This is a genomic window from Hyalangium sp., assembly GCF_035629615.1.
Taxonomy (GTDB): domain Bacteria; phylum Myxococcota; class Myxococcia; order Myxococcales; family Myxococcaceae; genus Hyalangium.
Window position 1 is genome coordinate 1 of sequence record NZ_DASPHO010000175.1, and the last position, 24,783, is coordinate 24,783.

General features: G+C 67.1%; 16 protein-coding genes. 12 read left to right on the forward strand and 4 right to left on the reverse strand.

Going from position 1 to position 24,783, the window contains the following annotated elements; all coding sequences use genetic code 11:
- Positions 1 to 2,019: sensor histidine kinase (locus tag VD972_RS09050; RefSeq protein ID WP_324983897.1), on the forward strand; the 2,019-nt coding region annotated here is incomplete at its 5' end.
- Between the two features lie 11 nt (positions 2,020 to 2,030).
- Here the strand turns inward: VD972_RS09050 and VD972_RS09055 are convergent.
- On the reverse strand, positions 2,031 to 3,641 hold the full coding sequence (locus VD972_RS09055) for a PAS domain-containing sensor histidine kinase (protein WP_324983901.1): 1,611 nt from the start codon (positions 3,639 to 3,641) through the stop codon (positions 2,031 to 2,033).
- A 409-nt stretch (positions 3,642 to 4,050) separates the two neighbouring features.
- Here VD972_RS09055 and VD972_RS09060 point away from each other — a divergent pair, with 409 nt between their 5' ends.
- The 8 genes from VD972_RS09060 to VD972_RS09095 all read left to right on the forward strand — a co-directional run bounded on the left by VD972_RS09060 (position 4,051) and on the right by VD972_RS09095 (position 17,611).
- Positions 4,051 to 6,954 carry a PAS domain S-box protein gene (locus tag VD972_RS09060; RefSeq protein WP_324983906.1) on the forward strand — a complete coding sequence of 968 codons (2,904 nt, stop codon included), beginning with the start codon at positions 4,051 to 4,053 and terminating at the stop codon, positions 6,952 to 6,954.
- Positions 6,955 to 7,063: 109 nt separating this feature from the next.
- Positions 7,064 to 8,473, forward strand: a complete 1,410-nt coding sequence (locus tag VD972_RS09065) for a vWA domain-containing protein (RefSeq protein WP_324983909.1) — start codon at positions 7,064 to 7,066, stop codon at positions 8,471 to 8,473.
- Between the two features lie 17 nt (positions 8,474 to 8,490).
- A complete protein-coding gene (locus VD972_RS09070; protein WP_324983913.1) occupies positions 8,491 to 9,591 on the forward strand; it encodes a hypothetical protein in 1,101 nt (366 codons plus the stop codon).
- Positions 9,592 to 9,691: 100 nt separating this feature from the next.
- Positions 9,692 to 10,528, forward strand: a complete 837-nt coding sequence (locus tag VD972_RS09075) for a hypothetical protein (RefSeq protein WP_324983919.1) — start codon at positions 9,692 to 9,694, stop codon at positions 10,526 to 10,528.
- Positions 10,529 to 10,543: 15 nt separating this feature from the next.
- On the forward strand, positions 10,544 to 11,227 hold the full coding sequence (locus VD972_RS09080) for a hypothetical protein (RefSeq protein WP_324983923.1): 684 nt from the start codon (positions 10,544 to 10,546) through the stop codon (positions 11,225 to 11,227).
- A gap of 116 nt (positions 11,228 to 11,343) precedes the next feature.
- Positions 11,344 to 12,318 (forward strand): DUF2785 domain-containing protein, encoded by a 975-nt coding sequence (locus VD972_RS09085; RefSeq protein WP_324983926.1) that lies wholly within the window; start codon positions 11,344 to 11,346, stop codon positions 12,316 to 12,318.
- Positions 12,319 to 12,424: 106 nt separating this feature from the next.
- Positions 12,425 to 13,987 (forward strand): serine/threonine-protein kinase, encoded by a 1,563-nt coding sequence (locus VD972_RS09090; RefSeq protein WP_324983930.1) that lies wholly within the window; start codon positions 12,425 to 12,427, stop codon positions 13,985 to 13,987.
- Between the two features lie 624 nt (positions 13,988 to 14,611).
- Positions 14,612 to 17,611 carry a metallophosphoesterase gene (locus tag VD972_RS09095; protein ID WP_324983934.1) on the forward strand — a complete coding sequence of 1,000 codons (3,000 nt, stop codon included), beginning with the start codon at positions 14,612 to 14,614 and terminating at the stop codon, positions 17,609 to 17,611.
- Positions 17,612 to 18,092: 481 nt separating this feature from the next.
- Here VD972_RS09095 and VD972_RS09100 read toward each other — a convergent pair whose 3' ends face one another.
- Positions 18,093 to 18,548 carry an HIT family protein gene (locus tag VD972_RS09100; protein ID WP_324983937.1) on the reverse strand — a complete coding sequence of 152 codons (456 nt, stop codon included), beginning with the start codon at positions 18,546 to 18,548 and terminating at the stop codon, positions 18,093 to 18,095.
- Positions 18,549 to 18,707: 159 nt separating this feature from the next.
- On the opposite strand from VD972_RS09100, the gene VD972_RS09105 reads away from it, so the two are divergent.
- Both VD972_RS09105 and VD972_RS45450 read left to right on the forward strand, forming a co-directional pair.
- Positions 18,708 to 18,941, forward strand: coding sequence for a hypothetical protein (locus tag VD972_RS09105; protein WP_324983941.1), 234 nt, complete (start codon positions 18,708 to 18,710; stop codon positions 18,939 to 18,941).
- Between the two features lie 58 nt (positions 18,942 to 18,999).
- Positions 19,000 to 20,769: a hypothetical protein gene (locus tag VD972_RS45450; RefSeq protein ID WP_414654020.1), complete on the forward strand. Its 1,770-nt coding sequence runs from the start codon at positions 19,000 to 19,002 to the stop codon at positions 20,767 to 20,769.
- A gap of 174 nt (positions 20,770 to 20,943) precedes the next feature.
- On the opposite strand, the gene VD972_RS09115 is transcribed toward VD972_RS45450, so the two are convergent.
- The gene (locus VD972_RS09115; protein WP_324983948.1) at positions 20,944 to 22,029 is read right to left on the reverse strand and encodes a CARDB domain-containing protein; all 1,086 of its coding nucleotides are present in this window, start codon (positions 22,027 to 22,029) and stop codon (positions 20,944 to 20,946) included.
- Positions 22,030 to 22,066: 37 nt separating this feature from the next.
- Positions 22,067 to 22,825 carry a hypothetical protein gene (locus VD972_RS09120; RefSeq protein ID WP_324983950.1) on the reverse strand — a complete coding sequence of 253 codons (759 nt, stop codon included), beginning with the start codon at positions 22,823 to 22,825 and terminating at the stop codon, positions 22,067 to 22,069.
- 1,190 nt (positions 22,826 to 24,015) lie between these two features.
- Here VD972_RS09120 and VD972_RS09125 point away from each other — a divergent pair.
- On the forward strand, positions 24,016 to 24,783 hold a 768-nt coding region (locus VD972_RS09125; RefSeq protein WP_324983952.1), incomplete at its 3' end, for a DUF4215 domain-containing protein.

Sequence of the window (24,783 nt, forward strand, 5' to 3'; positions counted from 1 at the left end):
GGCCTGCTCTTCGCGGTCGCAGGCATGGCGCTGCTGCTGCCCCTGGGCCGGCAGCACCCGTGGCTGCCTCGGGTGGTGATGGGGGTGATGGCCCTCCCGTACGCGCTGCTCTCGTGGGCGCTGGGCCGCGGCCACTTCTGGATGGGCATGGCGGTCTACCTCATCCTCACCCTGGGGTGCGTGGCCGAGGCAGTGGCCTGGCGCCCCCGCGCACCGCGCACCGTGGGCTGGAAGCTGCTCCGGGGCCTGGCCTTCGCGGGCCTGGTGCCGCTGCTGGCGCTGGGGGCGGTCGCCTCGTTCCTCGCCCAGCGCGCCATCGAGGATCAGGTGCGCGAGGACACGGTGCGCACGGCCACGGGTGAGGCGGACTTCCTGCGGCGCTACGTGGAGGACGCGCGTGAGTCCCTGCACCTGCTGCTGGACTCCCCGGGCTTCCGCGGAGCGCTGACGGAGGGGAACCCGCGCTCCCTCGAGCCCTACCTGCGCAACCTCGCCACTCGCCAGCGGCCCTTCGATGCCGTCCTGGCCGTGGGAAGCCCGAGCTCGGTGCTCGCCTCCTCCGCACCCGTGGAGGAGCTGGGTCCGCTGCCGCTGCTCCTGGAGGACACCTCCGAGTTCTTCATCACCTCGGGCCCACGCCCCCGGGTGGCCATGGTCCTGCCCGTCGAAGAGCACGGCCGGCGCCGGAGCATGGTGGCAGGGCTGCTGTCGCTGGAGGAGCTGTCCTCGGCCTCCACCCCCGGCGCGCGCCGCTTCCGCGTCCAGGTGGTGGACCGGCGCAGCCTGCAGGTGATCCGGGACACCGTGCCTGGCATCCCGCCGCTCAGCACGGCCCTGCTCCCCCAGGCCGTGCACGCGGCGGTGACGGGCTCGGGTCTCGCGGTGATCGAGGACTTCGACGCGGCGGACCGGCGCATCCTCGGCGCCGTGGCTCCCGTCCCTGGCACCTCCTGGAGCGTCGTCGTCACCCAGGAGCTGGGTGTGGCCTACGCGGCCATCACCCGCATGAGCGCGGCCGTGGTGGGGATGCTGGTGTTCGGCGTGCTGCTGGCGCTGGCGCTCTCTCAGTTCGTCGCGCGGGACGTCATCCGCCGGCTCACGTCGCTGCGCGAGGCCACCGCCGCGCTGGCCGCTGGAGACCTGGAGCAGCGCGTGGAGGTGGAGGAGGACGATGAGCTGGGCGAGCTGGCCCGCGGCTTCAATGAGATGGCGGCCCGCACCGGCGCCGCCCAGGCGGAGCTGCGCGAGGCCGTGCGCGCCCGCGAGGAGTTCCTCAGCGTGGCCAGCCACGAGCTGCGCACCCCGCTCACCCCCCTCAAGGGCTTCGCCAGCCTCACCCTCCAGCGCCTGGAGCAGAGCGAGGCCCCGCCCGAGCGCGCCTGGCTGCTCAAGGCGATGCGCTCCATGAGCCGGCAGACGGAGCGGCTGGCGCGGCTGGTGGATGACTTGCTGGACACCGCGCGCATCCAGTCCGGGCGCTTCGACCTGACCTGCAAGCCGGTGGACCTGCTGCCCGTGGTGAGCGAGGTGCTCGAGCGCTTCGAGCCGCGAGGCACGGAGGGCCTGCGCTTCCACCTGGAGCCACCGCCTGGCCCGCTGGAGGGCGTCTGGGACGCGGCGCGCCTGGATCAGGTCATCACCAACCTGCTCAGCAACGCCGTGCGCTACTCACCCCAGGGCGGCACCATCTCCCTCTCGTTCTCGGTGAGCCCCTCGCACGTGGAGCTGCGTGTGCGCGACGAGGGCATCGGCATCCCCTCCGAGAGCCTGGCGCGGCTGTTCCAGCCCTTCTCACGCGCCTCCAACGCGACCTCGCGGCACTTCGGCGGGCTGGGCCTGGGGCTGTTCATCTGCCGGGAGATCGTCGATCGCCACGGCGGCACCATCTGGGCGGAGAGCCCAGGCCCACACCAGGGCAGCTGCTTCCACGTCCGGCTGCCGCGCTTCACGCCCCAGGCCTCGCCTCCATCGCCCAAGCCTCCCCCCTCGCCGTCGGTCTCCTCTTCGCAGGCGGCCTGAGCGGCACGCCCTCAGCCGAAGGAGGGGATGATCGGGAGCTGGCCGCGCGGCAGCTCCAGCGTGAAGGTGGAGCCCTCCCCCGGGCTGCTGCTCACCCGCACCGTGCCGCCGAACGCCTCGACGATCTGCCGGGTGATGTAGAGCCCCAGCCCCAGCCCGCCGTAGTGCCGGTCGCTCACCGCGCGCTCGAAGCGCTCGAAGATGCGCCCCAGGTCCTCCTCGGCGATGCCGATGCCGTAGTCCTGCACCGTCAGCCGCGCCCGCTCGCCGTCCTCCTCCACGCGCACCACCACCGGCCGGCCCGCGCCGTACTTCAGCGCGTTGGACAGCAGGTTGGTCACCACCTGCTCCACCCGCAGCCGGTCCCACCGGCCGAACACCGGCTCCGGCGCATGCAGCTCCAGCGCGCAGCCCAGCTTCTCCGCCGAGGGCGCGAAGCGCGAGAGCAGCTCCGCCGCTACCGAGGACAGCTCCACCTCCTCCAGCTCCAGCCGCAGCCGCCCCGCGCTGATGCGCGCCACGTCCAGCAGGTTGTCCACCAGATCCGTCAGCTTGCGCACCTGACGCAGCGCCACCTCCAGCGCGTCCGAGACCCGCTCGGGAGCCAGCGGTGGGCCCCCCGACATGGCGTCGCCCGCCTGGCGCTGCATCACCTGCAGCTTCAGCCGCAGCGGCGTCAGCGGCGTCTTGAGCTCGTGGCTGGCGATGCCGAGGAACTCGTCCCGCAGGTGCACCGCCTCCTGGGCCTCCTGGTAGAGCCGGGCGTTGTCCACCGCGGCCACCACCCGGCGCGCCAGCTCCTCCACCATCTCCAGATCTTCCGGCCCATAGCGCCGGCCCGGATCACACGAAGCGATGGTGAAGAGCCCCACCGCCTGCCCTCGCGAGCGCATGGGGACGAGCATCACCGAGAGCCCTCCCAGCCGCTCCAGCTGCGCCAGCTGCTCGGGGGTGCGCGTCATCTGCTTGAGGTGCTCCGGGAGGAAGTCCGGGTAGAGGCGGGACTCGCCGCGCGCCAGCGCCTGGAAGAGCGCGCTGCCCGCCTCCGTGGTGGCCGGAAAGCGCGGCGCCTCGCGCAAGAGCGCCTCGCTGTCCGGATCGCGGTGCGCCGAGGCCACCCGCCGGAAGGTGCCGTCCTCCTCCAGCACGTCCACCAGGCACCAGCTGGCCACCGAGCTGGCCGCCAGGTGCGCCACGCCCGCCAGGATGGCATCGGGCTCGGCCCGCACCTCGGCCAGCTCGCGGCTGGCGTCCGACAGGAATCGCAGCGCCTCCTCCGCACGGCGGCGCGGCGTGAGATCCTGCACCAGCACCAGCGTGCGCTCGGGCGCCTCCAGCCCCAGCGCCGCCAGCAGCACCGGCACGCGCGAGCCGTCCGTCCGCACGTACTCCGTCTCCAGGGGACCCGCGGTGCCCAGGCGGCGCAGCGCATCCACCGCCTGCGCGCCCGCGGAGGGCGTCTCCGGCGCCGCCAGCGCGTCCCAGCTCACCCGGCCCGCCTCCACCTCCTCGCGCACCAGGCCCGTCAGACGCAGGAACGCGTCATTCGCGTCCAGCAGCCGGCCCTGGGGATCGGTGATCAGCAGCGCGGGCAACGGCACGCGCAGCAGCCGCCCCAGCATGTTGCCCTCCTGGGTGCGGCTCCGCCGGGCACGCGGTACGGGCGCACCTGCAGCGGCTTCCGTCTCCGGAGTTTCGGGCTCCACCAAGGTGGCCGATGGGGCTCGATCCAATGCCATTCCCACGATCCCCCCCTGAGGGGTGCCTCATCTTGCTCGACGAGTGGCAGGATCCGGAAGCCACCCCTCCCCAAGAGGCACGTGATGCAGGCCTGGCACCCACCCGGGCCGACATGACGTGAGCCGGAGGCGCTTCCTTGCCCTGCAGCCTGACGGGTGCCCCTTGACCCAACTTGTCGTACATGGCTTTTTCGGAGACGTTCCGCCTCATCCACTCGTGAACGTTCCACCCACCGGCATCAGGCCCCGCACCGTGAGATAATGGGGGTCTGACCCCGAGGCTTCTAGAGCCATGTCTCCGGCCCCTCCCGCGACCAGCCCCAGCGAGCGTCTCTACCGGCAGATCATCGAGAGCCTCGAGGAAGTCATCTTCCAGACAGATCCGCAGGGCCGCTGGACGTTCCTCAACCCGGCCTGGCCGCAGCTGATGGGCTTCCCTGTCGAGGAGAGCCTGGGCCGCGGCGCACTGGAGTACGTCCACCCGGAGGACCGGGCGCGCCTCCAGGAGTCGTTCCAGCCGCTGCTCGATCGGAAGGCGGACACCTCCCGCCACACGGTGCGCTACCTCAAGCGAGATGGGAGCCCGCTCTGGGTGGAGGTGCTCGCGCGGCCCCTGCTGGGCGAGGACGGCACCGTGCTGGGGCTGGGCGGGAAGATCGCCGACGTGAGCGGGCGGCGGCGCACCGATGCCGCGCTGGCCCGGCGCGAGCGCTACCTGAGCGCCCTGGTGGAGATGCAGCACCGGCTGCTGGCGGCGCAGCAAGAGGGGGATCTCTATAAGGATGTGCTGGAGCCCATCGGCCGGGCCGCGGGCGCCAGCCGCGTCTACTTCTTCGAGGTGTACCGAGGTGACGCCGGGCAGCAGCTGATGATCCAGCGCGCCGAGTGGTGCGCCCCCGGGGTGCAGCCCGTCTCCGGCAACCCGCGGTTCCAGGCCGTGCCGGTGGAGCCGGACTTCAAGCGGTGGGGCGAGCTGCTCTCGCGGGGCGAGGTGGTGTCCGGGCAGGTGAAGGACTTCCCCCCGAGCGAGCGGGCGATCCTGGATCCCCAGGGCATCCTGTCCATGCTGGTGCTGCCGCTGCGCATCAACCAGGCGTGGGTGGGCTTCATCGGCTTCGACAACTGCGTCGAGGAGCAGGAGTGGGATCGGCTGGAGGTGGACCTGCTGTCGGCGGCGGCCGGCGCCATCGCGCTGGAGCTGGAGCACCGGCAGTCGGAGAGCGCGCTGCGCGAGCGGGAGACGCGCTACCTGCAGCTGGCGGAGAACGCCTCGGACATCCAGTACCGCTACCGGCTGGAGAGCCCGCGCGCCTTCCTCTATGTGAGCCGCGTGGTGGGAGACCGGCTGGGCTACACCCCCGAGGAGCACTACGCGAGCCCCGAGCTGTGGCGCCAGCTGGTGCACCCCGGGGACCTGCCGATGCTCAACCAGCTGCTGGACACCCCTCAGCAGCTGGGCTCCAAGCCCGTGGTGCTGCGCTTCACCGCCAGGAACGGCCGGACGCGGTGGCTGGAGCACACGGTGGCCCCCGTGCTGGACGCCACCGGGCGCCCGCTGCTGGTGGAGGGCATCGCCCGGGACATCACCGAGCGGCGCGAGGTGGAGGAGCAGCTCAAGCTCTCCGAGGCCAGCTTCCGCATCCTCCTGGAGGGTGTGCCGGACGCGGCGGCCATCCAGCGGGATGGGCGCATCGTCTACGCCAACATGGCGCTCGTGGCCGCCCTGGGGTTCGACCGGCCAGAGCAGCTCGTCGGGCGCACGCTGGCGCAGTTTGTCGAGGACGACATGGAGGAGGTGCCGGGCCCGCCGCCGGACCCCAGCGGCATCAAGGGGATGATCACCGGCGAGCGGCGGCTGGTGCGACGGGACGGCAAGACGCGCGTGGCGGAGCTCGTCTCCCTGCCGCTGCTCTTCGACGGGGCGCCCGCGGTGGTCTCCATCGCCCGGGATGTGACGGAGCAGCGCCAGTTCCAGGCGCGCCTGGCGCAGACGGACCGGCTGGCCTCTGTAGGCACGCTGGCGGCGGGCATCGCCCACGAGATCAACAACCCGCTGGCCTTCGTCATCTCCAACCTGAGCTTCCTGTCCGAGGAGATGCGGCGCAGCCAGCTCTCGCTGGAGACCAGCGGCGTGGGCGGGGTGCACCCTCCGGCGATGCCGAAGCTGCGCAACCGCGCGGAGATGGATCTGGTGGAGTGGCAGGAGGTGCTCAGCGAGGCCTACGAAGGTGCCGAGCGCGTGCGGCAGATCGTCCGCCAGCTCAAGTCGCTGTCGCGGCCGAACGAGGAGCGCATGTCCCCGGTGGACGTGCACCAGGTGCTGGAGTCCGTGGTGATGATGGCGGCCAACGAGATCCGCCACCGCGCGCAGCTCCACAAGGACTTCGGCTCGGTGCCCGCGGTGATGGCCAACGAGAGCCAGCTGTCCCAGGTGTTCCTCAACCTGCTGCTGAACGCCGCGGCGGCCATCCCCGAGGGCCAGGCGCACCAGAACGCCATCCGGCTCATCACCCGGCGGCTGGATCTGGGACGCGTCCTCATCGAGGTGCAGGACACGGGCTCGGGTATCCCGCGCGAGGCGCTGGGCCGCATCTTCGATCCGTTCTTCACCACGCGGCGCGTGGGTGAGGGCACGGGCCTGGGCCTGTCCATCTGCCACGGCATCATCACCACCCTGGGCGGGGAGATCTCCGTCGAGAGCGAGCTGGGCAAGGGCACCACCTTCCGGGTGATCCTGCCGTCCCTGGAGCCGCGCGCGCGGACGCGGCCCACGGGCACACCGACGCAGGTGACCCTCTCGAGCCGCCGCGGGCGCGTGCTGGTGGTGGATGACGAGCCGGGCGTGGGCAAGGTGCTGCGGCGCATCCTCAAGGAGCACGAGGTAGAGATCGCCGCCGGCGGACGCCAGGCGCTGGAGCGGCTGCAGCAGGAGCCGGATCACTTCGACGCGGTGCTGTGCGACGTGATGATGCCGGACCTCGGAGGCAAGGATCTCTACGAGGCGGTGCGCCGCACGCACTCCGGGCTGGAGCGGCGCTTCATCTTCGTGTCCGGCGGCGCCTTCACCGCCAACGCGCGCGAGTTCCTGGAGACGATCCCCAACCCGAAGCTGGAGAAGCCCTTCAACGAGCCGGCGCTGCGGCAGATCGTCCAGGAGCTGGTGAGCCGGGGCCCCTCCTCCTCCTCCTCCCGATGACCGATGCCGCGAGGGGAGTGGAACCCTGACCCTCCTCCCGCTGTCCGATGCGGTGGGGCGGGAAAGCTCCTAACCTGCCTCCACTCTCCGCCTTCGAGGTGTGCCCCCCATGAATCGCACCACCCTGCTGCTGTCCACCGCCGGCCTGCTCGCGCTCGTCGCCCTGGTGCTGGGCCTGCCCAAGCCTCCCCCCGTCACCGACACCACCCACACGCTGGCACAGCCCGGAGAGCAGGAGCCCACGCTGACGCTGCCCCTGGTCACCTCGGGAGACGGCGCGCTGACGCTGGAGGGCAAGCTGTCCGGAGGCTACCTGCAGACCGGCCCCAGCGAGGCCTTCGCCGTCCTCGAGGTGAAGGCCCAGCGGACCCAGGAGAACCACCGGGTCCCTGTGAACGTGGCGCTCATCATCGATCGCTCCGGCTCCATGCGCGGGCAGAAGCTGGACGATGCGAAGCGCGCCGCGCGCGAGTTCGTGCAGAGGATGACGGAGGTGGACCGGCTGGCGCTGGTGCACTACGGCACGAACGTCACCACCTTCGACAGCACGCTGGCGACGGAGGAGGCCCGGGCGCAGATGCTCTCCTTCGTGGACGGCATCGAGGATGACGGCTCCACCAACATCAGCGGCGGCATGCAGGCGGCGGCCCATGAGCTGCGCCCGTACGTGAGCCAGTTCCGGGTGAGCCGCGCCATCCTCCTGAGCGACGGGCAGCCCACCGCGGGCCTGGTGCGCGAGGAGGAGCTGACGGCGCTGGCTCGCCAGCTGCGCGCCGAGGGTATCGCCTTGAGCGCCCTGGGCGTGGGCGAGGACTTCAACGAGAACCTCATGCAGGGCATCGCCGACCAGGGCGGCGGCTTCTCCGGCTTCCTCAACTCCAACCAGCTTGCCGAAGTCTTCACCCGGGAGCTGGAACAGGCCACCGGCACGGTGGCGCGCGCCGTGGAGCTGCGGCTGACGCTGCCACCGCAGGTGGCGAGCGCGGAGGTCATGGGCACGAACGCCTTCCAAGAGGGCCGCACCGTGCGCGTGCCGCTGTACGACATGGCCGGTGGCCAGTCGGCGCGGTTGGTGGTGAAGCTGAAGCTCGAGCTACAGCCGTCCGAGCAGCCGCTCGAGCTGCTGGATGCCAAGGTCACCTACATGGACGTGGAGAAGGACCGGCCGGCCGAGGCCCGCGTGGCGCTGAGCGCGCGCTCCACCGAGGACACCACCTTGGTGCGCGCCAACCTGGACAAGGATGTGCGCGTCCACGCGGTGCGGGCGCTGGGCACGCAGCAGCTCCGGGCGGCGGCCGAGGAGATGAAGAAGGGCAACCGCTCGGCGGCGCTGGGCTTCCTGGGCAACGCGCGCACTCTGTTTGGCTCTTCGGCCGCGGCGCTGTCGGGGGAGCTTGCGGATGTGGACCGGACCCAGGCAGCCTATGAGGGTGCCCAGGATGAGGCTGCGCAGCGCAACGAGGCGCGGCAGCTCCAGAAGAAGACGATGAAGAGCTTCGGGTTCAACAACTCATACTGACGTAGGACGTGAGCGCCATGGCCTTCTCCCTGCAACTGCTCCACCGAGAGGACTTCGAGGGGCGCACGCTGCGTGCGCTGGCAGGAGGAGGAGCCATAGGCGTGCTCGCGGCCCTGGGCCAGCGCTTCGGCGTCGACGTGGATCCCGGCTTCGCGGTGGTGGCGGCGGCACTGGCCGGTGCGCGGCCAATGCTGGGCTACAGCGCGGCGCTGCGGCTGGCGCTGGCGATCCTGCCGGCGCTCCCCTACTTCTTCGACGGCGTGTCCCCTGTGCCCCAGGCCTTCTCCGCCGCCATTGCCGCGGCGCTGGTGGCCTGGGTGGGGCAGGATGGGGAGCGGATCGGCAAGGGCTCCGAGGTGGTTGCGGGTGCGTTGGCCGCGGGCGCCCTGGTGCCGCTGGGCATGTACGTGCAGCAGGTGATGGACGCGCGCTTCTTCCCCCAGGGCGGGCTGCTGAGCGCGCTGGTGGGCTTCACCGCCGTGGCCCTCTTCTGGAGCGTGGGCACGCTGGCCTCACACGTGACGCTGCATGTGGATCCCGTGGAGTCCCGCGGCGGGACGCTGGAGAGCACCCTGACCGGCGAGGGGAAGGATCTGGTGGGGCGCACGCTCACCCTGTACCGGCAGTGCCACGCGGTGGCGCTGAAGATGGCGGCGGGCCCCGGGCGCAATGAGCTGGTGGAGGTGCTGCGCAAGATGGCGCGCGAGGCCTTCAACCTGGCCGAGTCCCACGCGGGCCTCGTGGCGCAGCTCCAGTCCGTGGCGCAGGGAGACGTGGATGCACAGGTGAAGGATCTGCGCGCCCGCGCGGCGGCCGCCGAGGACGCAGTGGCACGGCGGCAGCTCGAGCTGGCGGCCTCCTCACTGGGCGAGGAGCTCAACCGGCTGGACACGCTGTCGCGCAAGCGGGAGCGGCTGCTGGCCCAGCTCCATGCCCAGGTGGCGCTCCTGGAGCGTGCGCGGGTGTCCCTGGTGGGCGCGGCGGGCTCCGAGGCCAGCGCGAAGGGCGCTCAGGCGGCGCAGCTGGCCAAGCGGCTCGCGTCGATGGGCGAGGAGGCACCTCCCTCGTCAGAGGCAGAGCAGGCGTCCTCGCCTTCCGCCACGCGCGTCTCCAGCTGAACCGCCAGCGCCTCCTCTCAGGGTAGGGCAAGGTTCCTCCGATTCCATGGGGCCCCTTCACGCTAGAGTCCGCTCTGCTCATGGAGGTGGAGGAAGAACCATGCCCGCCTGGCTTTGGCAGTTGGACCGGCTGCTCCGCGGAGAGTCTACGCGCCTGGAGCTGCTCCGCCGCGGCTCCGTCGACATCTCCCTCGGCGGCATCACCGTCATGGGCATCCTGCTGGGCTCCATCGCCGGCATCTGCATGGGGGTGTTCTCGCTCACCGGGTCGGGCTCCCAAGCGCCCGTGCAGATCCTCGCCAGCGCCTTGAAGGTTCCGGCGCTCTTCTTCCTGACGCTCGTCGTCACATTCCCTTCGCTCTACGTGTTCAACGCCCTGATCGGCTCGAGGCTTGGGCTCATCTCCGTGCTGAAGCTGCTGATCGCCGCCATCGGCATCATGCTGACCGTGCTTGCCTCACTGGGCCCCATCGTCGCCTTCTTCGCCCTGACCACCACCAGCTACGCCTTCATGAAGCTGCTCAACGTGGCGGTGTTCACCGTCGCCGGCCTGCTGGGCGCAGGCTTTCTTCTCCGCACGCTCCAGCGGCTGACGCTCGCGATCGAAGAGACCGAAGCGCGCGAGTCCGCAGCGCCCTCACCTGCCCTCACGTCCACGGCCTCCAGCGAGAGTCCCTCTTCAGAGAGTCCCCCTTCAGCGCCTCAGCCCCCCGCACCGCCCGCGAGAGCGAGAGCGCTCGTCCCGATGCCCGCGCCCGGCGCCAGCGTGCGCAGCATCTTCCGCATCTGGGTCGTCGTGTTCGCCCTCGTCGGCGCCCAGATGGCCTGGATCCTCCGCCCCTTCATCGGCGACCCGGAGCAACCCTTCCAGTGGTTCCGCCCCGTCACTTCCAACTTCTTCGAAGCCGTGTGGCTCGCGTTCTACAACCTCTTCTAGCTTCCGGGCGGTGGCATGCGAGGGCTGATCATCCATGCGGACGACCTGCTGCGAGCCGGAACGCCCTCCGCGCGGCACTCCGAGGTCACCCCCCGCTTCAGCCTGCTCCTGACCTTGATTGTCGTCTTCGGTGCCGGTTATGGCGCCGCCATGGGCAGCTACGGCGGCGACGCGGGCTTCGGGGGAGCGCGGCCGCTGCAGATGTTCTACTCCGCGCTCAAGGTCCCGCTCCTGCTGCTGGCGACGTTCGGCCTGAGCCTGCCCAGCTACTTCGTCATCAACTCTCTGCTGGGCTTGCGTGAAGACCTCGGCGTCGCGGTGCGGGCCCTGCTGGCCACGCAGGCCTGCCTCACCGTCGTCCTGTGTGCGCTCGCACCCCTCACGCTCACCTGGTACGCGAGCTACCAGGCCTACGAGGAAGCCACCCTCTTCAACGCGCTGACCTTCGCCGTCGCCAGCGTCTCGGGCCAGGTGCTGTTGCGGCGGCTCTACCGCCCACTGATCGCCCGCGACGTTCGCCACCGCGCCCTGCTGCGGCTCTGGTTGATCATCTACGCCTTCGTCGGCATCCAGATGGGCTGGCTGCTCCGCCCCTTCATCGGAATCCCCGGCGCCCCCACCCGCTTCCTCCGTGAAGACACCTGGAGCAACGCCTACGTCTTCATCGCCAACCGGATCTGGGAAGTGCTCACCCGATAGGCTCCTCGAGCCACGCGCTGACGTGACCCGATGCGTGGGGTAAGATGCGCACCTGTCATGGGAGTGGCCTCCTCGCTTCGAGAGCCTTCCACTCGTCCCCCTCTTGGGAGATCCGCATGCCCCCGCTTCGCTCTTCCGCGAGTCAGCCCTGGAGTCTGGCCCTGCTGCTGTCTCTGGCCCTGGCCTCCCCCGGGGTGGCCCAGCCCGCGGGGGGCTCTCAAGTCCAGAGCGTCCGGCCTGGCTGCGCGCAGAAAGACAAGGCCTTCTGGCGTGCGCTCAAGGCGCGCAAGGGCGTGCCGGAGACAGGCGTGTCCGTAGATGGGCTCGGGCTGGCGCTGGCGTCATGCCTCGGCTCCCCGGATCCCGAGCTGCGGGATGGCCTCGCCTTCGAGCTCCTCACCTTGTGGATGCGCTCCGGGGCCCTGTCCGACACCGCCCTGCGCCCCCTCACCGCGACGCTCGTGGGGCAGCTGGATGATGGGCTCGGGGAGAGCGGCAGGGACACGGTGTTCCGGCGCACGTTCTCGGCTCTGGTGCTGTCCGAGGCCATCCGGCGCGATACCCTCCAGCCGTTCCTCACGCCCGAGGAGCTCACCCAGGTGCTGACGGCCGCCGTGCGCTACCTGCCCCGAGAGAAGGACCTGCGGGGCTTCAGCGACACGCGGGGATGGATGCACGGGGTCGCGCACGGCTCGGATCTCCTCTGGCGGCTGGCCATGAGCCCCCGGGTTCAGCAGGAGGGGCTCGAGCAGATCCTCCAGGCGGTCGCCGCGAAGATCGCGCCGCCGGAGCATGCCTATGTCCATAACGAGAGCGATCGGCTGGCGCGGGTGGTGGTGGCCGTCATTCGCCGGGGGCTCGTGCCTCCCGAGGTGTTCTCGCGCTGGCTCGAGGCCGTGGCCACCCCGCAGGGGTTGGCTTCCTGGGAGGAGGCGTTTCGCAGCCAGGCGGGGCTGGCGCGGCTGCACAACACGAAGCAGTTCTTGCGCGCGCTCCACTCCGCGCTGGTGTTGCAGAAGACGGCGGCGCCCCACGCGGAGCAGGTGCTGCCGCAGGTGCTGAGCGCGCTGGAGCGCGTCAGCCTCGTGTGAGCCGGGGGAGCAGAGCGAGGGGCCCTTCCCCACGACGTGACCCTACGCGTGGGGTAGGCTGCGCGCGGGTGGAGGGCGTGGCTCCCTCCATCTCCACGAGGTCCCCATGGACAGGACGTCCGCGCCCGCGCTGCACCCGGCACTGCTTCCCCCAGGCACCGTGGTAGGGCCCTGGCGCGTGGTGGGCTGGTCCGGCTGCGGCGTCTACGGTGTCGTCTATCAGGCCGTGCCTGCAGGAGCCGAGCACGCCACGCCTGTGGCCCTCAAGCTGGCCTTGCACCCGGCAGACCCGCGCTTCGCTCGCGAGGTGGAGCTGCTCTCCCGCTTGAGCCACCCCCATGTGCCTTGCCTGCTGGGCCATGGAGGGTGGCAGCCCCCCGGCGGCCCGCGCTACCCCTTCATTGCCATGGAGTTGGTGGACGGAGTGCCCTTGTACGACTGGGCCCGGCTGCACCCTGCCTCCTGCCAGCAGGTGTTGCACTGGCTGGCGCAGCTCGCGAGCGCCCTGGCGGCCGTCCACGCCCAGGGCTGCGTCCACCGCGACGTGAAAGGCGACAACATCCTGGTGCGGCGCGCCGACGGGGGTGCCGTGCTCACCGACTTCGGCACGGGCATCTACCCCGGCGCCACCACACTCACGCCTCCCATGTGGTTCCCAAGTACTCCGGCCTACCGCTCCCCGGAGTCCTGGCTGTTTGAGCTGCAGTTCTACCGAGAGCCCGCTGCCCGCTACTTCGCTGGGCCGGCCGATGACCTCTACGCGCTGGGTGTCACCGCCTGCAGGCTTCTCACTGGCGAGTACCCTGAGCCAGGCAAACCCACCCAGGACGAACACGGCACCTGGCACCTGGAGGCGGTGCTTCCTCCTCCTGCCCTGCTGAGCAACCCCCGTGTGGACCCGCGGCTGCGCGCCCTGGTCCTGCGCCTGCTCTCGGTGCGCCCCGAGCAACGTGGCACCGCAGCAGAGCTGGCAGAGGCCCTGAAGCAGGCCGCCGAGCACACAGCACCAGAGAGCACTCAGCCTTGCTTCACCGGGCAAGCCTTGCCACCCCCAGCACTGCCGCCGGAGGAAGCCTCTGCCGCCCCTGTACCCGGTCCCCTGAAAGTGCGCGAGTACGAGCCACAGGAAATCTCCCTGCCACTCATAGTGCAGGAACCGCTTCCAAAGGAGTCCTCGGTGGCGAGAGGCTCCGCCGAACTCTTCAAGCCCCGAGCGCCCATGCGGCCTGGCTGGCCCTCGCTCGCGGTGGCAGCGGCGAGCCTAACGCTGGCAGTGTGGACGTGGTGGGCCGATCCTCGTAAGGCCCTAGGAGAGTCCTCCGTCGCCCAAGCAAAGGCCTCGGGGGTTGGGTCCCCGGACGCAGGCACTGCGGGGCTCGGAGAGGCCGCGGCGACCACTTCCCTGGAGGAAACTTCCCCTGCCTCCACTCGACAAGGGATGGCCAAAGATACCCTTCCCGAGCCGCTACCAGGGCAGATGCAGCCCGATGAGACGGGACGATGTCCTCGCTCGGGGCTGGTCTCCCTCAACAAAGGTTGCTGGGCTACAAGCGCCTGGGATCCTGAGACATGCGCGGTACTTGGCGGCCAGACGTTCAAGGGTACCTGCTACATGCCATTCATCCCTCGCGGGCGTCGCCCCGCCTCCAGCCCTATGGACACGCCGTGATGTCCCACCGGATCTGATGGGTTTCTGGCGGGTTGCATCTCCTGGAGGCAGCGGCAATCGAACCCGCTGCTTGCAGCGTTCGGCGAGAGTGATCCCTCTCGGCCTCATGCGGTTTCCGTACGTACCTTTGCGCTGGACTTGTTCGCGAGCCCACGCTGTGGAGGCAGGTTCAAGGTGCTGGCGTACATGACGGCAGCGCAAGCGGTGCGCTCCCTTTTGCAGCACTGGGACTGCCCACTCATCCTGGGAAGTTTGCCCCAGCACGATGGCCACCTCAGAGCGGAGGGTGTTGAGCCCGAGCAGTGATGGTCAAGACGCCTTGCCCCTTTGCCTCTGGCGGCATGGATGACGCCCAGCGTTGCCAGCGCCAGAATTCGCTTAGCGTGAGGGTCGTCCCCAAAGAGGTGGGAGAAGCACTTGTGAACCTGCCACTCGTTGATGGCGTTGAATCTCACCTCACCTCACACGTAGTAGGTGAGACGCCCTACCGACGCATCAAACGGGCCAATCAGCGCTTGCCCGCTTGCCCGACAAATGGGCGGCTGCCTCAGCATGTGTAGTCCGGCCTGGAACCGCCCAGCGCGAGGCATAACTGTGCCGCTCCAACGGTGGTAGAACAGCCACATGAGCGTTCGCATCCTCCACTTCAGTGACATCCACATCTCCGCCGGAAACGCAGCCTCAGTGAAGGACCGGATCGAGGCGATGCTGGCAATTTGCGCAGAACTGATGCCTATTGATGCAATTTTCTTCACAGGAGACGCAACCCTCTCTGGCCAACCGGAGCAGTTCGTCTTGTTCCACCGACGAGTAGTGGAACCTCTCCTAGAGACATTCACGCTGCAGTCAAACCGATTCTACATCGTCCCAGGTAATCACGATGTGGATCGTACCAAGATCCGAAAAATTTTCGAGCCAGGCCTCCGAGAGGCAGTCGCGACAGCCGACAGCGCAGACGAGCTCTGGCGCAGAGAAGCGGATCGCACGCTAGCTATGGATCGGTTGGGTTCCTTCGTAGACTTTGCTCAAGAGAGTCAACTTCAAGGAACGTCGAACCTACTGCAGGTAAGGGGCGAGGCTATTGGCATCGCTTGTTTGAATAGTGTCTGGACATCCTCTGGCGACGAGGATCGCAACAAACTGGTCATCACACGCGCTCAGTTGGACGAGCAGCATGACATAATAAGCGATGCTTCAGTTAAGGTTGCACTGTGGCATCACCCCTTGGACTGGCTTTTGGATGAAGACCGAGTGCGTGTGCGAGATCGGATGCTTGCACGCTTCGATATGTGCTGTATGGGTCATTTGCACGAAGACGATGGCTTACGTTCATCCTCACCGCATGGTGAATGCTACTTCCTTCAAGCTCCGGCTCTGCTCGCGTCGAAAGCCCAGACAGGGTTTCTCATCTATGAAGTATTTCCATCCGCTCGCTCTCTTACGGCGAAGTCTTATCGCTGGGACAGCCGACGCGGCATGTACCACCTGAGTCCAGAGTTCGCTCCTCCCCATGGCGTCTGGCAAGGTCCGCTGCCCAACCGCACGGGGTTAGATGAGAAGGCGCTGACCCTCCGCTCTCGGGCCTCTCATGATCTGCGGAGTGAGTACCACGCGCGCCTGCTCCGACACCTTCCACCTGCTGCATCGCTGGAATCCAGGGATATTGATGACCGCTTCATTGAACCACACCTGATCGTATCTACCGGCAAGCGCGAGCGCCCACTTCGGATCCAGGATATCATTAAGGATAGCAAGTCCTACCTTATCAACGGAGAGCCACACTCAGGAAAGACAACGCTGCTCGACTATGTCGGCGCGAAGCTAAACACCTCGGGTTGCGTGGCACTGCGGGTGGACTTCTCGGAGATCGTCGGTAAAGCGGAACGCCAAGGACTGGTGAACCTCCTCTCTGAGCGTCTAAAGAAGTCAAAGAGCCAAGTCGAGAAACTGCTTAAAGGCCCAGCAGCCCTCTTGATTGACAACATCGTGGCCCAACCGAGTCGTCCAGAGTGGAACGTTATCGAGAACTGGCGCAAAAGTTATCCATCCCTGCGCGCCATCGCAGTCGGGCCACACGCTGTGCTTCCTCCTGAGGAAGACTTTCCAGGGACTTGGGTACGCTCAAGGGTAGAACCCTTGCCGCTTCAGCGGGTTCGCCAAGTTCTCAGCCGGTTTGGGCAGTCATCGGAAGGAACTGTCGGCCAGAAACTCGAAGCATCGCTGAACACTCTGCTTGAGGCGGAACTTCCTCGGTGGCCATGGGTCATCTTGATACTTGCCGAACTGACGAACCGATCGCTCGCGGTGGATGTTACAAACCTTGTTAGTTTGCTGAGAACCTATACTGACCTGCGACTAGGCGCTTTTGAGATCGCGTCAGGGGAGCGTCCCAGGATTCGTGCCCGCATGCTCCGTGTGATTTCGGCTGAGTTGATGAAGCGGCACAAGCACTCACTCACCGTCATAGAGGCCACGGAACTTATCGGAGCAGAGATCCAAGCTTGTGGTATCGATACGGATCCAAAAGAATTGCTCGAAGAGATGATCGCGAGCCAACTTCTCATCCATGAGGCTGGGGAGATCTCTTTTGTTTTCTTCGTTCTTCAAGAGTATTTCTATGCCACCTATTTGCACGAGACGATGTGGTCCTCAATCCATGAGATTAATGGAGACAGCCTAATTCGGCGTGGTGGTGCGCTCGTCTTCTTAGCGGAAATGGTCCAATTACCTCAGTTGGTGGAGTGGTGCCTGAACATTGTGAAGGAGCACATGCCTGAGGGGGCTAGACCATTTCGTATAGAAGAACTAGCGGACCTTACTCATCTTCTCCCTGCTAATAGCCCCGAAAATGTAGTTAGCCAAGCGAGGGCCGGCAAACTCTCGGATGATCAGATGGGCGAGATCATTTCGAAGGCTGAGTCCTCTCGAGTTGGAATGCGATTTCAGCGCGTACGGCATGGAAAAGAAGGGCTTGAGGCTCTTGGTCAAAGCATCTATCAGTTCATATCTGCGGTCAGTGTGTTACGCAGCAGCATGTGGCTTCACAGGGAGGCAAAGCTTTCCGCGACTCGAATGGCAGTCGACTTGGCTGCTACATTGGTGGGAGAGATGCTCAGGGACGAAGAACTCACCTCTGCGATCATGGACGATGTCGCACCTAGGTGGAAGGGCAGCAAGAACGCGCTGTCAGGCTTCATCGGCGCTGTCATCCTCCTCATTGTTGGTCATCTCGTTGCTCAATCCGGTGGAGCAAAGCACCTTTCGCCGACCCTCCGCGAGGCGTTTTTGGCTGAGACCGATGAACTCCGACGCATCCTTATGTTGATGTGGTATAGTGAATTGGGGGGGCCGGATATGGACGTATTGATCGCAAGGTTGCTGGAAGAGACTTCAAGCAATACGGTAATCGGCATGCTTGAGTTCTGGCTAACTACTCGATTCATCACCTCCGTCTCCTTTGGGTCCACAAGCTCGGACGCGCTAGAAAGGGTGCTCCGATTGGTAGTACAGGAGAAATTGCACCGCTTCGCGAAGCTCCCCGCCATTGAGGTCAAACGAAGAGCTGAGGCGCAAATGCAAGAGGCACGCAAACTTAAGCTTCAGCATACCGCCATAAATGAATGAGAAAACATTTAGGGCCTCTAACACTACTGCGTCAGGGTCCCGCTGGGTGAGCGGGGAGACCTAGTGCAGTAGTGCTAACAAGGACCCGATGTGAGGCAGGCCCTATTCAAAAGGACCGTCCGGTCGAAGGGCGGAGCTTTGCGGGCAGTCCATTCGCTCTCAGCAGGCTCCGGTCGATCAATCCCAGACGCCCGACTTTGAATTGGGCCTGGCCGATAGAGCTACGAGGTGTCCTTCCCGGCAAAGCCTTGAATGATGGTGCGCGTGGCAGGCACGCCGGTGATCTCGTTGCACGTCAGGAGCAGCGCACGGCGACGCTTAGCCGGCACGGCGAACGTGTACCACCGAATCTCACCGCGACGCATTGAACCCGTCCCAGTCCTCAGCCTCCCATGCCAAGGGCTCTTCCTAGGAGGAGAACTCGTCCCTGCCCGGAGAGCAGACACGGTAGGTTTCAGCATCCGGAACTCAAGCACCTGCGCTACTCCGTCAGCGCCGAGAGAATGCGCTGCTTCAGCATCTCGAACTCTCCAAGCGCGTAGACGGGCCCGCCCACGCGCCGCGGGTTGATGGGCGCGCCCTCGAACGGGTCGCCCACGTAGCGCGGGAAGAAGTGCATGTGCATGTGGGGGATCGTGTTGCCGTGCACCTCGTAGTTCATCTTCACGGCGCCGGTGCTGGACTGGATGGCGCGGGACAGCCGCTGGATGTCTCGCATGAATGCGGCCGCCACGTCGGGCGCCAGGTCATGCAGTTCGACCGCATGCCTCCGGAGGAACAGGCAGCAGTTGCCGCGCAGGATGCCCTCCTCGCTCATGGCGACCCACGACACCTCCAGCTCGGTGATGGTGTGGAGCGGGCGTCCCTGCAGGCAGATGACGCAGGACTCGCCGCGGTACAGCTTGGACCACTCGTCTGGGTTGGACCATTTGCTCATGCCGCATGCCCCTCGACGTTGCTTCGCTTGCCGCCCACCCAGGCGATGCCCGCCCTCCATGCTCCATCATACCCTGAAGCCCCTCTCTCTCGGGGTGTGCTAACTGAGTGCGGCCATCCCCTTCCGGGCCGCCACGCAGGGCAGGCTGGCGTTCCATCCATGAACGTGACCCATTCGCTCGGGCTGGTCCTGTTGCAGGTCTTGCTGGCGTGCGGCTGCAAGGGCCAACCTATCGCCCAGGCGCCCGGGTCGCAGCGCAGTGGCTGGGAGCTCAGCCAGCCCCGCTACAACCGGGAACGACTCCTGATGAAGTACCAGCACTTCAGCCCCAAGAAGGGCAGCGTCACGCTCAAGCACCTGCTGACCAGAGGAACGATGCCTCACTTCGGCTAGGTTCGTCCGCATGGCCGAGCTCTCTCCGGATGTGGCAGCCGTGCGCAAGCGCCCTGGCATGTATATCGGCGACACGGGGGCGTTCGGGCTCTCCCATCTCGTCTACTTCCTGCTGGATGCCGCCGTGGCGGAGGCTCGCGGTGGCCAGCTTCAGCAGCTGCGCCTCTCCCTTGGCGAAGAGGGGAGCGTGGAACTGCTCGAGGATGGACGGCCTGTTCCCCCCGATGTCCTACCGGACCTCCTGACGCGGCTGGAGCCAAGCCGTGTGGCCGACACCTACGAGCCCCTGCGGTTCGAGACCCTCTGCGTCTTTGCCCTCTCCGAGCACTTCGAGCTGGAGGCCTGGGAGGATGCCCGGCGCTGGCACCTGAGCGGCCAGGCGGGCGTCTTGCGTGAGCACCCCACGCCTGAGCCTGTCGAGGCAGCTCGGTTCCCGGGGCCCCGAGGCACTCGCGTCACGTTCATCCCTGACCGCACCCTCTTCCAGTCCGGCGCGACTCTCGACGCCCGCCGTCTGCACCTGCGCTGCCGTGAGCTCACGGGACTGACACCGGGGCTCTCCGTCCACTTTCGGAGCTCCCGACTCGAGGAGCACATCCAGTACCCGCGCGGGCTCGCAGACCTCGTCGACGAGCTGACGCAGTACACGCTGCCTCAGCTGGCCACTCCGCTCGTGGCCGAAGCGCGGTGGGAAGATTTTCTCGTGCGCTGCGCCGTGCAGTGGACTCAGGGGCCCGACTGTCAGGTGTGGTCATTCGCCAATACCGTGCGCACGCGCAAGGGAGGACGTCATGTGGAAGGGGCCCTGGATGCCCTGGGAGCAGCCATGGCCCAGCTGAGGCGGCACAAGAAGCCCTGGTCGCACCCGCGGCTGCTGCCCGGCCTCACCCTGGTGGTTGCGGTACATGAGCAACACGCCGAACAGGCGCTCGCAATAGTGTGCCGCCTCGCCACGCTCACTTACGGCCTGCGGACTCAAGGCCTGGGCCACAGTGATGAACGCCAGGACAGGAGAGACCCACGCGTCCGGCAAATCCTCGCCAAGCACCACGAGCACCTCTGTCTTGTTCTGCACGGGCACTGCCGGATCTCGAGCCCACTCGGCCAGCTCCTCTGGGGACTTCTCCAGGAGGACCCGCAGGCCGCGCAAGCCGTTGGGCTCGGGCAGGGAACCCTGCTCAAGGCTCCACCGCACTGCGGGGATCAAGTCCGGGTGTCTTCGCCTCCACAGCATGCGCGCCAGCACATAGAGGTCCGAGCGTTCAGGGCTGCGACCCACCAACCGCTCAAGTCTTCGCACCAGGCTCTCCCATGCACTAGGCTCGTCAATGCGGCCCAATGCCTCGGCGATGGCCTCCATGACGGCCTCCCCGTCGTAGTCCCCGCGCGCCTCTTCAATGAAGAATTGCTGGTCCAGGCGCCTGACGCTGGCTGCTCCGCCAAGCTCCCCCAGCCCGAACGCCGCTGCTTGTCGCGCGAGTCCAGAGGAGTCCTCCAGCATGGCTTCCAGCTCGGCCCGGATTTCGTCCGGCTTCGCACCCAGTTGAAAAACCAGCGCGCGGGCTCGCGCCTCCTCGCCCCACTTGTAGGCGTCGATCAACTCGTCCTGGATCCGCCCCCCGTCTTCCATGCGCGCCATCGCTCAGCCTCATCATGGGTAGCTCACGCCGAGAGGTACGTATCGGTGCCAGGCAGGAGATCAGGCTATTTCCGGAATCGTGGCGACCTCACACAACTTTATTTCCTGAAGACTGAGCCTAAGACCTCGCTGCGGCGCGAAGGGGGAAAACGATCTCGCTGGCCGCGATCGCTTCGCCGCGCACCCTGAAGATCGTCTCCAGCTACAGTGTCCCGGCAATGCCCAGCTTTTTTCGACATCGTGTCCTCCCGGACTTCGTGATTGCTGCTGGGAGAACGAGCCTTCTGCGAAATCTTCCCGGCGCTGACGTGGTGAAGTCCACGGCCCGTGGGGAGGAGCGCCTCCCCCCCACGGGGCCCGGGCCTACTCCACGAAGATGCGCTGGTAGGTGGCGTTGTTAGCGGAGGTGATCTCGCCGATCGCATTGTCTTCGTCGATGTACGCGCCGATGTAGCTGTACCCCGCGGCGGCCGAAGACGGGATGGTGACGGTCCTCCTCACCGTGTACGCGTCCTTGCGGCCGAGCGAGGGGGTGAAGCCGCCGATCCGGACGTCCCCCGTGCTGATGGTCGAGTTGATCGAGTAGTAGAAGCCCACCTTCGGGTTCACCGTGGACGCGCCGTTGTTCTCGTAGGTGAACTCCACCTGCACTGTCTGGCCCGGGGACACGCGGTAGACGCGCTCCTCGGCGACAGTGAAGAAGTTGAGGGCGCCGCCGGTGGAGTTGGTCATGACGGTCCGGGTGTGCTCGCTGTACTCGCCATCCTCGCCGTCGTACTTCCAGTGGCCCACCGACACGTCCTGGCTGAGCGTGGCTGGCAGGCCATACAGGTCCACCGCGCCGTCCGAGCCGTCCTCGCCCAGGTAGGCGCGCAGCGTGTTGCCGTTGGCGTTCACCACGTCCCTGTCATCGCCCATGATGTTGTACTCGTCGTTCTCGTGGCCCAGGCCCATGCTGTGCCCCAGCTCATGGATCGCGGTGGTCTGGAGTGGGCGGAAGGTGCCGCCGTAGTAGGTGTGGTTGCTCTTGGTCATCCCGGCCATCCAGTTCACGCCGGTCCAGAAGATGATGTCCGACTCCTTGATATGCGGGTTGGCGCAGAAGGCCAGCCCCCCGTACCAGCGGAAGGAGACGGCCGGGCTGTAGTCGGAATCGTCGGACGCCCAGATCTCGTTCTGGCCGTTCTTGAGGCCCACGCTGTTGTCGCCGGTGCTGAGCGAGAAGTTGAAGCGGCTGGGGTTCTCGTTGAAGCGGCTGATGGAGGCGGCCAGCGCGTCCTGCCAGGCTCCTGCGGGGAAGCTGACGCTGCTGGCGCGCATGGTCACCGTGTTGCTCTCCCAGGTGAGGATCTCGTTATTGAGGGAGCACTTCACGGCGGTCCAGGCGAGCGCCTGGGTGGGGAGCGACAGCGCGGCGAAGGTGAGCAGCATCTTGTACGTGAGGTTCATGGAGAAGTTCCTTTAGGAAGTCAGGGATGAGGGCAGGTCACTGCGGCTCGCCAGTGGGAAGGGGCGAGACACGCAGGCGGGGACCGTCGAAGGGAGCGCTGGGGTTCAAGCTGACGACCGGCGGGAGCGCGGCGAGCTGCTCCCGGGTGAACATGCTGAAGACCTTCTGCTGCACCATGCTGCGGAAGGCATCCGCGCTCACCGCGGCCCAGGTCCGCACCGCTCGCGGCGCGGTCGGGTAATCATCGACCTGCGTCGAGGCCCCCCCTCGGTGCAGCTCGACTCCGGCTGCCGCCCACTGGCGGACCTCCAAGAAGTCCCGGGTGGCGCCGGGCACCACGCCGCCGGTGGACGTCATGCGGATGGCGCGGCCCTCATCATTGTAGATGGCGTTCTCGAAGACGCGGTAGCGCCCCGCAGCGCAGGCGGTGAGCGGGCAGATGGACCCTCCGTTGCGCCGGACGAAGAGAATGTCCCGGTCGCCCACGTCCATCATGGGCAAGCCGTCTACGTGCAGGAGCTCGTCCGCATCAGGCTTGCCCCCCAGCAGGCGCAGTGTCACCTGGGCGCTGGTGGCGTTGCCCTTGAAGATGCGCTCAATCCGGTAGGTTACGAAGGTATGCGGGAGCGTCGGCTGCTCGCCGGGCTGGGAGTTGGCGAAGAGCACTCGCTCGACGACGCCCTCGAAGATGAAGTCCGCGTCGTAGACGCTGGCGTCAAGGTCGTGGCGTTGTTGCGAGGCGAACACCGGGGTCGCGACGAGGCAGCAGAAGAGGAGAAGGTATTTCCTGGACATCGGGCAGGCTCCTGGTGCCCGGCCGTGAGGCCGGGGAGTTGGCGGTTGCTGCCAGGAGAACGAGCCTTGTGAGAAATCTTCCCGCCAGCCGGCCGAAGTAGGTAGTCGGCTGCTGGCGCTCAGTTCCTCAAGACGAAGTTGAACGTGAACCGGAACGAGCTCCCGCGGGTCTGCGACTGCATGCGGTTTCCATTTGTGGAGTCCGTGACCCTGTTCCACGTCCCGCCGTACTCCACCAGACAGTAGTCGGCTGGGAAGATCGAGATGACCCCCGGGGCGCTGAGCTCCCTCAAGCGGGGGCAGAGCCGGGGCTGGAGGAGGAGAGCCCAGCCTTTGCCGCGACGGTGGAGGAGCCGAGGAAGGAGCACTCCCCCAAGCAGGTGAGGAGGAGGCGAGCGCGGGGCTTGAGGCAGCGGCCAGCAAGGAGCGGATGAAGGAGAGGACGCCGCGAGTGGACTGGGCACAGGTGCTCAGGAGGACGTTCGACTTTGACGTGTTCGCCTGCGTCAGGTGTGGAGGCAGGCTTAAGGGTATTGGCGGGCCGTGAAGGGAGCACGAGGGGTGCGGGCGATGGTGGAGCACCTGGGCTTGCCCACGGCATGTGCGAGCCTGGCCCCGGCGCGAGGGCCACCCCAAAGCTTCTGGTGTTGAGGCTCAAGCCGTGGCCCATCGCCTGCTGCGTCCTCATGGCAAGGGCGGCAAGGGGCGGCGTGTGCCCCAGACGGTTGAGCGGTGGCCGCTCCCACCTGGCACTCCCGCCCTCCGGCACTCCTCAGCAGTTCTCCTCTGCCTCTCTGCTCTCCCTCGTCCCCTTCAATCCTACCCCTATCCTTCTTATGCGCCAACTGTGTCTGGCTCGGGTGTTCGTCGTGGCAGCGCTTGCCCTGTTCTCCGGCTGCGGTACCGAAACCGAGCCTCCTCCACTTCAGTGCACCGGCGGGCAGACGGAATGCTCTGGCACATGCCGGGATCTGCGGACAGATGTCGCGAGCTGCGGCACCTGTAGCAACAGCTGCACGTCCAGTCAGACCTGCGAGCAGGGCCAGTGCCAGACGCCTCCGCCCCCGTGCGCCACGGGTGAGACCTCGTGCAATGGGGCCTGTGTGAATCTCCAGAACAATGCCGCCCACTGTGGCGCCTGTGGCAACGTCTGCGCGTCCGGATCCTGCTCCGCGGGAGCGTGTGCCCTCGTGAGAGTCTGCAGGGACGGCCGCATCACCGCGCCCGAGAGCAGCGATGACGGCAATGAGGTGGCGGGGGATGGCTGCAGCACGAGCTGCTCGGTCGAGTCCGGCTGGAGGTGCGCGGGCGAGCCGAGCCGCTGCCACCTGGTGGAGGTCGAACCCAATAACTCCCTGGCGAACGCCACCGCGGCCCCGCTTCTGCCGCTCTGGATCCGCGGCGCCATCACCCCGGGCACCGACGTGGACGTGTTCCGCCTGAACCTGTCTGGCGTCGCCGATCTGCGGCTCGACACCTTCGACGGCACCTATGACGGGAGCGAGAGCTCGGAGCGCTGTAACGGGGGGATCGACACCGTGCTGGAGTTGCTCGATGAGAGCGGGGCGGTGCTGATCTCGGATGATGATGGCGGCCTCGGCTTCTGCTCCTCCATCGACGCGCAGTCCGACAAGGCGGCACGGCGCTTGGCCCCCGGGATCTACTTCGTCCGCGTGAGTTCCCTCGGTGCGGACTCCATCTCCGCCTACACCCTGCGGCTCCAGCTCCGGGCGCTCTGCGGCGACAGTAGACTCCAGGGCTCCGAGCAGTGTGACGACGGGAACACCACCAGCGGGGACCGGTGCTCCGCTGTCTGCCAGCTCGAGAAGGCCGGTGAGACCGAGAGCAATGACACCTCCACCTCCGCCGAGCAGTTGCCCTCCGTGCCCGCCCTCATCGGCGGCTCCCTCACTCCGAGCACCGACGTGGACATGTTCCGCTTCACCGTGCCAGCCACG

What these genes read in the sequence shown, in the direction of transcription:
- VD972_RS09055 (WP_324983901.1), bottom strand. Translation starts at nt 3,641, where the DNA reads ATGCTGGGGCGGCTGCTGCGCGTGCCGTTGCCCGCGCTGCTGATCACC.
- VD972_RS09060 (WP_324983906.1), top strand. Translation starts at nt 4,051, where the DNA reads ATGTCTCCGGCCCCTCCCGCGACCAGCCCCAGCGAGCGTCTCTACCGG.
- VD972_RS09065 (WP_324983909.1), top strand. Translation starts at nt 7,064, where the DNA reads ATGAATCGCACCACCCTGCTGCTGTCCACCGCCGGCCTGCTCGCGCTC.
- VD972_RS09070 (WP_324983913.1), top strand. Translation starts at nt 8,491, where the DNA reads ATGGCCTTCTCCCTGCAACTGCTCCACCGAGAGGACTTCGAGGGGCGC.
- VD972_RS09075 (WP_324983919.1), top strand. Translation starts at nt 9,692, where the DNA reads ATGCCCGCCTGGCTTTGGCAGTTGGACCGGCTGCTCCGCGGAGAGTCT.
- VD972_RS09080 (WP_324983923.1), top strand. Translation starts at nt 10,544, where the DNA reads ATGCGAGGGCTGATCATCCATGCGGACGACCTGCTGCGAGCCGGAACG.
- VD972_RS09085 (WP_324983926.1), top strand. Translation starts at nt 11,344, where the DNA reads ATGCCCCCGCTTCGCTCTTCCGCGAGTCAGCCCTGGAGTCTGGCCCTG.
- VD972_RS09090 (WP_324983930.1), top strand. Translation starts at nt 12,425, where the DNA reads ATGGACAGGACGTCCGCGCCCGCGCTGCACCCGGCACTGCTTCCCCCA.
- VD972_RS09095 (WP_324983934.1), top strand. Translation starts at nt 14,612, where the DNA reads ATGAGCGTTCGCATCCTCCACTTCAGTGACATCCACATCTCCGCCGGA.
- VD972_RS09100 (WP_324983937.1), bottom strand. Translation starts at nt 18,548, where the DNA reads ATGAGCAAATGGTCCAACCCAGACGAGTGGTCCAAGCTGTACCGCGGC.
- VD972_RS09105 (WP_324983941.1), top strand. Translation starts at nt 18,708, where the DNA reads ATGAACGTGACCCATTCGCTCGGGCTGGTCCTGTTGCAGGTCTTGCTG.
- VD972_RS45450 (WP_414654020.1), top strand. Translation starts at nt 19,000, where the DNA reads ATGTATATCGGCGACACGGGGGCGTTCGGGCTCTCCCATCTCGTCTAC.
- VD972_RS09115 (WP_324983948.1), bottom strand. Translation starts at nt 22,029, where the DNA reads ATGAACCTCACGTACAAGATGCTGCTCACCTTCGCCGCGCTGTCGCTC.
- VD972_RS09120 (WP_324983950.1), bottom strand. Translation starts at nt 22,825, where the DNA reads ATGTCCAGGAAATACCTTCTCCTCTTCTGCTGCCTCGTCGCGACCCCG.